Annotated in this window: 10 protein-coding genes; 4 read left to right on the plus strand and 6 right to left on the minus strand. The window is 69.5% G+C overall.

Annotated elements, in window-relative coordinates:
* Nucleotides 1–519: 519 nt before the first annotated feature.
* Nucleotides 520–675 (minus strand): NPP1 family protein, encoded by a 156-nt coding sequence (locus Ato02nite_RS52505; protein ID WP_213007205.1) that lies wholly within the window; start codon nucleotides 673–675, stop codon nucleotides 520–522.
* A complete protein-coding gene (locus Ato02nite_RS15450) occupies nucleotides 627–1034 on the minus strand; it encodes an NPP1 family protein (RefSeq protein WP_213007206.1) in 408 nt (135 codons plus the stop codon). Before Ato02nite_RS15450 ends, Ato02nite_RS52505 begins: the two co-directional genes overlap by 49 nt.
* Nucleotides 1035–1059: 25 nt before the next feature.
* On the opposite strand from Ato02nite_RS15450, the gene Ato02nite_RS15455 reads away from it, so the two are divergent.
* Nucleotides 1060–1635, plus strand: a complete 576-nt coding sequence (locus Ato02nite_RS15455) for an HAD family acid phosphatase (protein ID WP_213007207.1) — start codon at nucleotides 1060–1062, stop codon at nucleotides 1633–1635.
* Here the strand turns inward: Ato02nite_RS15455 and Ato02nite_RS15460 are convergent.
* Together Ato02nite_RS15460 and Ato02nite_RS15465 are read right to left on the minus strand one after the other, a co-directional pair.
* Nucleotides 1632–2102 (minus strand): SRPBCC family protein, encoded by a 471-nt coding sequence (locus tag Ato02nite_RS15460; RefSeq protein ID WP_213007208.1) that lies wholly within the window; start codon nucleotides 2100–2102, stop codon nucleotides 1632–1634. The genes Ato02nite_RS15455 and Ato02nite_RS15460 overlap by 4 nt on opposite strands.
* Nucleotides 2099–2422, minus strand: coding sequence for an ArsR/SmtB family transcription factor (locus Ato02nite_RS15465; protein WP_213007209.1), 324 nt, complete (start codon nucleotides 2420–2422; stop codon nucleotides 2099–2101). The genes Ato02nite_RS15460 and Ato02nite_RS15465 overlap by 4 nt, the downstream gene beginning before the upstream one ends.
* Nucleotides 2423–2501: 79 nt before the next feature.
* On the opposite strand from Ato02nite_RS15465, the gene Ato02nite_RS15470 reads away from it, so the two are divergent.
* The 3 genes from Ato02nite_RS15470 to Ato02nite_RS15480 are packed head-to-tail and all read left to right on the plus strand — an operon-like array spanning nucleotide 2502 to nucleotide 5868.
* A complete protein-coding gene (locus tag Ato02nite_RS15470; protein WP_213007210.1) occupies nucleotides 2502–4493 on the plus strand; it encodes an NADPH-dependent 2,4-dienoyl-CoA reductase in 1992 nt (663 codons plus the stop codon).
* A gap of 17 nt (nucleotides 4494–4510) precedes the next feature.
* Nucleotides 4511–5323: a crotonase/enoyl-CoA hydratase family protein gene (locus Ato02nite_RS15475; RefSeq protein ID WP_213007211.1), complete on the plus strand. Its 813-nt coding sequence runs from the start codon at nucleotides 4511–4513 to the stop codon at nucleotides 5321–5323.
* Nucleotides 5314–5868 (plus strand): PadR family transcriptional regulator, encoded by a 555-nt coding sequence (locus Ato02nite_RS15480; protein ID WP_213007212.1) that lies wholly within the window; start codon nucleotides 5314–5316, stop codon nucleotides 5866–5868. Before Ato02nite_RS15475 ends, Ato02nite_RS15480 begins: the two co-directional genes overlap by 10 nt.
* Here Ato02nite_RS15480 and Ato02nite_RS15485 read toward each other — a convergent pair.
* Entirely contained in the window at nucleotides 5865–7286 is a 1422-nt protein-coding gene (locus Ato02nite_RS15485) for an NAD-dependent succinate-semialdehyde dehydrogenase (protein ID WP_213007213.1), read from the minus strand. The two genes, Ato02nite_RS15480 and Ato02nite_RS15485, sit on opposite strands and share 4 nt — an antisense overlap.
* A partial coding sequence (locus Ato02nite_RS15490; protein WP_213007214.1) for a dehydroquinate synthase/iron-containing alcohol dehydrogenase family protein occupies nucleotides 7283–7785 on the minus strand: 503 nt, incomplete at its 5' end. The genes Ato02nite_RS15490 and Ato02nite_RS15485, both read right to left, overlap by 4 nt.

Consider the following 7785-nt stretch of genomic DNA (forward strand, 5'->3'; position numbering starts at 1 on the left):
TCCGGCCAGATCAGCGGCGGGACAGCCTCGGCAAGATCATGTAGACCCGCCTCCGCACACCGGCGGGAGCAACCGTTCGAGCGGCACAACTTCTGCGCGTGCCGCCGAACAAGGCCCAAACAAGGCCCCAACGCCGCCGACGCGCATGATCGCGACGGAACTCCTCCTTCTCTGCCGAATAGTTGCGCGCTTTCGTGCGATCCCGCATAGCAACAGTCTGAGGCCGGGTGAATAACTGAAGCTGCTGGTACCGCATGGATACATTCTCCCGCACCCGGCGCACCATTCACCAATAGAGGAAGATGCCAACCTCAGAAACCCGTCCGGAACCGGATGAGACAGTTGCTTGACCGATCATCGAGACAATTCCCGAATGGGAGGATCTGGACGTATGGATGTCGACCGGCCGGCGCGGCTGCGATGCCGGTGATCTCGGCGATGGTCGTATGCCGGCGCGACCTGGCCGACGGTAGAAGCGTCGCGAGCCGCATCTGGGTGCTTGCCCCGGCCCCGTAGGGCTCAGGCCGCTGGATTGAAGGTGATCCCGGCCGGCATCGCCTCAGTGAGCAGGCTGACGAAGTTGGCGTCCTTCAGGCCGAAGTTGGCGCTGCCGAAGTCGTAGTTGCTCAGCGTGTCGCGGGTGCTTGTGGACGGGAAGCCGGTCCAGCCGACCAAAGACGGATACTGCCAGGCGCCGTACGCGTCTCCAGCGGCTCATCGCCGCTGTTGGCCAGGCGGAAGTCGTGGGTGCCGGCGCCGTCCTTGTGGTAGACGATCTTCGGGTGGTTGCCGGTCCAGATCACGCTGGTCGAGGGGTAGATGTTGAAGTCGCCGTGGGCCGAGGTGGCGACGTATTCGGCCGCGTCGTTCTGCACCCAGACCAGTACGTGTTCCCAGTCGTGGCGGTGGCCGCCGATCGAGCTGTTCGCCAGCGCCTGGTCCTTCTCGAAGTACAGGCCGTACGCGACGGCGCACCAGCCGCAAATATCAATGTCTATCGATGGCGGTATGACCCGTTCGTGATCTCCGGCCAATCACGGCGATAACTACCGTGACGGCATGCGAGATGCCCTGCGCCGCGGCGCCGTCGTGGTCGCCATCGTCACCGGCAGCGCGTTGCCCACCCCGATGGCGAACGCGGCCGCTTCCCTGCCTCCGATCGAGACCTGGCTCGCCGACGTCACCGCCGTGACCGATCAGGCCGACGCCTACCTGGACGACCGGTTGCCGGACAGCGGGGTCAAGGCCGCCATCGTGCTGGACATCGACAACACCGCACTGGAGAGCGCCTACCAGGGCGAGGTGTGGCCGCCGGCCACCCCGTCGGTGCTGGAGCTGACCCGGCAGGCGCAGGCGCTGGGCGCCGCGGTGTTCTTCGTGACCAACCGGCCCGACATCCTGGCGCCCTGGACGGCGAGCAACCTGTCCGCGGCCGGCTACACCTGGGTCAAGCTCTACCAGCGGCCCACCTTCAGCCTCGACTCGGCGCAGACGGTCAAGACGAACTTCCGCATCAAGATCGAGTCGGCCGGCTACACGATCGTCGCGAACGTCGGCAACAACGACAGCGACCTCGCGGGCGGCCACGCCGAGCGCACGTTCAAGCTCCCCGACTACGACGGCCAGCTGGACTAGGTGAACAGTCCGGCGTAGCGGTCCAGGTAGAGCGGCCAGCCCTGGTCGTGACCGACGCCGTCGCGAACTGATTCCCATCCGGGGCCGTGCCGATCCAGATGACGGTGCTCCAGCTCGACCCGGGTCCGCCCGGGTGTCTCGGCGATGAACCGTACTTCGACCTCGCTGGTGTTGTCCGGGTCCTGTTCGATCTGCCAGGTCGGTCCGATGTCCCAGCTGAACACGACCCGGTGCGGCGGGTCGAAGGCCAGGATCCGCGCCCATCGGCACTCGCTGCCGTCCTCGCCTCGGTCGTAGATGTGCCCGCCGACCTTCGGTTCGAACACCGTCGCCACGATCGGCGACCGCAGCAGGTTGTGCTCGCGCGGCTTGAACTCACCGAACCGTTGCGTGAACACGTCGAAGGCCTGCTCGATGGACGCGTCGACAACGACCTGCCGGCGTACGACCATGTCGGTCTCGGTCATGATTTCTCCTCGTCCGGATGCCCGGCGACGTCCTGAAAGGCGTCCAGCGCGCGGGCCCAATAGGTGTCGAGTTGATCGCGCAGAGCGGCAACTCCCGCCGGGTTCAGCCGATAGATGCGCCGCGCACCGGCCGCCCGGTCGGTCACCAGCCCGGCTTCCTTCAACACCTTGAGGTGCTGCGACACCGCGGGACGGCTGATCGGCAGTGCCTCGGCCAGCTCGCCGACCGCCCGCGGCCGCTCGGCCAGGCACTCGACGATGGCTCGGCGCGTCGGATCACCCAGGGCGTCCCACCCGTCCGCCGGTCGGTAAGTCTCCACGAACGGTAAGCTACGACTAACGTAATTGCCTCACAAGTACCCACTTTGTTTACTATGCAACTCTTTGTATGGTGGCGAGGTGAACCCGTACCCGACGCTGCTCAGTCCCCTGGACCTCGGCCATACCGTGCTGCGCAACCGGGTGGTCATGGGCTCGATGCACACCAAGCTCGAGGACCGCGCCTCGGACCTGCCGAAACTCGCGGCCTACTTCGCCGAGCGGGCTCGCGGCGGGGTCGGGCTGATGGTGACCGGCGGCTATGCGCCGACCTGGCGGGGGTGGCTGGCGCCGTTCGGCAGCATGATGACCAGCGAGCGGCACGCCGACGCGCATCGGCTGGTCACCGACGCGGTACACGAGCACGACGGCAAGATCCTGCTGCAGGTGCTGCACGCGGGGCGGTATTCGTACCATCCGTTCAGCCTGGGTGCGTCGGCGCGCAAGTCGCCGATCACGCCGTTCCGGCCGCGGGCCATGTCGGCCCGGCAGGTCGACCGCACCGCGACGAGCTTCGCCCGGGCCGCGCGGCTCGCGAAGCGGGCCGGCTACGACGGCGTCGAGATCATGGGTTCCGAGGGGTACCTGATCAACCAGTTCCTGGCGGCGCGCACCAACGACCGCACCGACGCGTGGGGTGGCTCGGCGGCCAACCGGATGCGGTTCCCGATCGAGATCGTCCGGCGCACCCGGGAGATGGCCGGCGACGACTTCATCGTGCAGTACCGGATCAGCCTGCTCGACCTGGTCGACAACGCCCAGTCCTGGGAGGAGACCGTCGAGCTCGCCCAGCAGCTCGAAGCGGCCGGCGTGACGCTGTTCAACACCGGCATCGGCTGGCACGAGGCCCGGGTGCCGACCATCGTCACCTCGGTGCCGCCGGGCGCCTTCACCTGGGTCACCCGCAAGCTGCGGCAGGAGGTGTCGGTGCCGGTCATCGCGTCCAACCGGATCAACCGGCCGGAAGCCGCCGAGCAGATCCTCGCGGCCGGCGACGCCGACCTGGTGTCGATGGCCCGGCCGCTGCTGGCCGACGCGGAGTGGGTGGCGAAGGCTGCCCAGAACAGGGAACGCGAGATCATCACCTGCATCGCCTGCAACCAGGCCTGCCTCGACCACACGTTCCGAAACCAGCGGGCCTCGTGCCTGCTCAACCCGCGGGCCGGGCACGAGACCGAGTTGGTGCTGCTTCCCACCCGTACGGCAAAAGGGGTTGCCGTCGTCGGAGCCGGACCGGCCGGTCTCAGCGCGGCCATCGAATTGGCCGGCCGGGGTCATCGGGTCGAGCTGTTCGAGGCGGCGGACGCCATCGGCGGGCAGTTCCGGCTGGCCGCGCGGATTCCGGGCAAGGAGGAGTTCGCGCGCACGCTCGACTACTACCGGCACATGATCGACGTGCGCGGCGTCCGGCTGCATCTCGGTACAAAGCCCCAAGCCGAGGACCTGAAAGGGTTCGACGAGGTGGTGGTGGCGACCGGCGTGACGCCGCGGATTCCCGACATCCCCGGCATCGATCACCCGAAGGTGGTCACCTACCAGGAGCTGATCGCCGGAAAGGCCGCGGGAGACCGGGTAGCGATCATCGGGGCCGGCGGCATCGGCTTCGACGTCGGTGAGTTCCTGCTGCACGAGCCGGACGAACCGCTCGACCACTGGATGCGGCGGTGGGGCGTCACCGACCCGCAGACCTCGCCCGGCGGGCTCGCCGTGAAGGTGAAGACCCCGCCGCGCCGCGAGGTCCATCTGTTGCAGCGCAAGGCGACCACGCCCGGCAAGGGCCTGGGCAAGACCACCGGCTGGGTGCACCGCGCGGCGCTGCAGGACTCCGGGGTCAGCATGCGGCGCGGCGTGGAGTACCTGCGCATCGACGACGAGGGACTGCACACCTCGGACGGGCTGCTGGCGGTGGACACGATCGTGCTCTGCGCCGGGCAGGTCTCGGTCCGCGACCTCGTCGAACCGCTGCGGGAACGCGGCGTCAGCGTGCACGTTATCGGCGGCGCCGACGTCGCCGCCGAACTCGACGCCAAACGGGCCATCAAGCAAGCCACCGAACTCGCCGCACGGCTGTGAAACCCGAGGTCAAAAACATGCAGAACGTGACCGTACGCGTGACGAACGGCATCGCCCAGGTGCGGCTGAGCCGCCCGGACAAGCTCAACGCCCTCACCCTCGACACCCTGCAGCAGCTGGTCGCCGCCGCGAAGCAGCTGCGCCGCGACCGCACCGTGCGGGCCGTGGTGATCGCCGGCGACGGCGACTCGTTCAGCTCCGGCCTGGACGTCGCCGGCACGCTGAAGACCCCGGGCCGGGTCGTGCGGGCGTTCCTGCCGGTGCCGGGCCGCGGCACCAACCTCTTCCAGGAGGCCTGCTGGGCCTGGCGCCGGGTGCCGGTGCCGGTCATCGCCGCCGTGCACGGCCACTGCTACGGCGGCGGCGTGCAGATCGCGCTCGCCGCCGACCTGCGCTTCGCTACCGCCGACTCGAAGTGGTCGGTGCTGGAGGGCAAGTGGGGCATCATCCCCGACATGACCGGCATCCGCAGCCTCACCGAGGTGGCCGGCGCCGACGTCGCGAAGCGGCTCACGATGACCGCCGAGCGCTTCAGCGGCGCCGACGCCCAGCGTTTCGGCCTGGTCACCGAGCTGGACGACGAGCCGGTCAAGGCCGCCACCGCGTTCGCCGAGAGCCTGCTGACCCGGTCGCCCGACGCGATCGCCGCCGCCAAGCGCCTGATCGACGGCGCGCTGACCAGCAGCGCCCGGCGCACCTTCGCCCGGGAACGCTGGGAGCAGATCCGCCTGCTGCGCCTGCCCAACACCGGCATCCTGCGGCGCGCCGTCGTGACGAAGGAGCACCCGGAGTTCCGGCCCCGGGCCAATAGGATTCGTCCGTGGCACTGAGGAACGCCGTGCTGGCGGCGCTGATCGACCGGGAGTCCTCCGGCTACGACCTGGCCAAGCGGTTCCGGGTGTCGGTCGCCAACTTCTGGACGTCCACGCCGCAGCAGCTCTACCGCGAGCTGGAGAAGATGGAGGCCGACGGCCTCCTCCAGGCGCGCGTCGTCAAGCAGGAAAAACGCCCGGACAAGCGGATCTTCTCGGTCACCGTCCGCGGCCGGGACGCCCTTCGGGCGTTCACCCAACAGGATCCAAAGCCCACGACCGTACGCGATGAGCTGCTCGTTCAGGTCGAGGCGCTGGCGCACGCCGACGTGGGAAGCGTGCGCGAGTCGATCCGGGCCCGCATCGAGCAGAGCCGCCGGCGCCTCGAAGCCTACGAGAAACTCCTCGCCGAGATCCTCGGCACCCGCAGCCACGAGGAGTTCCTGGCCACCGGCAACCGGATCGGGCCGTACCTGACGCTCAGCCGCGGCATCAGCTTCGAACGCGAGAACATCACCTGGGGCGAGCTGGCCCTCGACGTCCTGGCCCGGCGATATCCCTAGGCGGTGAGGGCGATGTACTTCTCCTCCAGGAACTCGAGGATGCCCTCGGAGCCCCCCTCCCGGCCGAGACCGCTCTGCTTCACCCCGCCGAACGGCGCGGCCGGGTCGCTGACCACGCCCCGGTTGATCGCCACCATCCCGGCCTCCAACCGGCGGCCCACGGCGATCGCCTCGCGCTCCGGGCCGAAGACGTACGCCATCAGGCCGTAGACCGTGTCGTTCGCCATCCGGACCGCCTCGTCCACCTCGTCGAAGCGGACCACCGCGGTGACCGGCCCGAAGATCTCGGTGCGGCTGATGGCCGAACCGTGCCGCACGTCGGTGAGCAGGGTGGCGTCGTAGAACGCGCCGTCCGCGGCCGCGTTGCCGCCGCGCACCAGCTTCGCGCCGTCGGCCAGTGCCGTCTCGACCAGCGCCGCCACCTTGTCCCGCTCGGCCACCGAGACCAGCGCGCCCAGACCGTTGGACCGGTCCAGGCCGGGGCCGACCGAGATGCCGGCCAGGGCGGCGTCCATCCGGGCCACGAACTCGTCGTGCACCGAATCGTGCACGTAGAAACGGTTGGCGGCGGTGCAGGCCGAACCGCCGTTGCGCATCTTGGCGAGCACCGCACCGGCCACCGCCTCGTCCAGGTCGGCGCCGGGCAGCACGACCAGCGGGGCGTTGCCGCCCAACTCCATCGAGGTGCTCACCACGGTGTCGGCGCAGGCGTGCAGCAGATCGCGGCCGACCTCGGTGGAACCGGTGAAGGACAGTTTGCGCACCTCGGGGCGGTCGATCATCAGCTTCACCAGCGGGCCGGTCGGCACCGGCGTGACCAGGTTGACCACACCGCGGGGCAGGCCGGCCCGGCGCAGGACCTCCACGACGTACGCGGCGGTCAGTGGGGTCTCCCGGGCCGGCTTGAGGATCGTCGTGCAGCCGGCCGCGAGGGCCGGCGCCAGTTTGCGGGTCGCCATGGCGGCCGGGAAGTTCCACGGCGTGATCAGCAGCGAGACCCCGATCGGCTGCCGGTCCACGATGATCCGCTTGTCGCCGGCCGGCGAGAGCCGGTAGTCGCCCGGCACCCGGACCGCCTCCTCGGCGAACCAGCGGAAGAACTCCTTCGCGTAGTTCGCCTCGCCGATCGCGTCCGACCAGGACTTCCCGTTCTCCCGGACCATCAGCTCGGCGAAATACTCGATCTCGGCGGTCAGGATCTCGTACGCGCCCCGCAGCATCTCGCCGCGTTCCCGTGGAGCGGTCGCCGCCCACGACTCCTGCGCTGCCGCGGCCGCGTCGACGGCGTCCATGCAGTCCCGCTCACCGGCGATCGCGAACCGGGCCACGGTCGACAGGTCGGCCGGATCGGTGACGTCGAACCGCCGGTCCCCCTCGCCCGCCCGCCACTGCCCGTCGATGAAGAGGTTGTCGATCACGAGAAGGCTCCTTCGTGGGCGCGTTCGAGAATGTGCAGCAGTGCTTCGGCGGTGGGTTCGATCGGCGCGATCGCGATCAGCCGTTTCGAGGCGAGCGCCAGCTCGGCGATCCGGGGCAGCTGGCCGCGGGTGACACCGATCTCGGCCAGCGTCGAGGGGACGCCGATCGCCCGGTTGATCTCGGCCACCCGGTCCCGGGCGCCCTCCGCCGAGGCGTCACCGCACAGAGCCGCCCCGAACTGCGCGACCCGATCGGCGCTCCCGCCAAGACGAAGAGCATCCAGGACGTACGGGAGCAGCAGACCGGTACCCAGGCCATGAGGTGTCTTGGTCAGCGCGCCGAGCGGATATTGCAGCGCGTGGCACAGATGCGTGCCGGTGGACCCGAAGGCGACCCCGGCCAGAAGCGCACCCATCGCCACGTCCCGCCGCGCGTCACGCTCGCCGGCCGCCGCTCGCACCGCGATCGGCAGGTTGGGGCCGAGCAGGGCGGCGGCGC

The sequence above is a fragment of the Paractinoplanes toevensis genome (assembly GCF_018332695.1).
GTDB classification, from domain to species: Bacteria; Actinomycetota; Actinomycetes; order Mycobacteriales; family Micromonosporaceae; genus Actinoplanes; species Actinoplanes toevensis.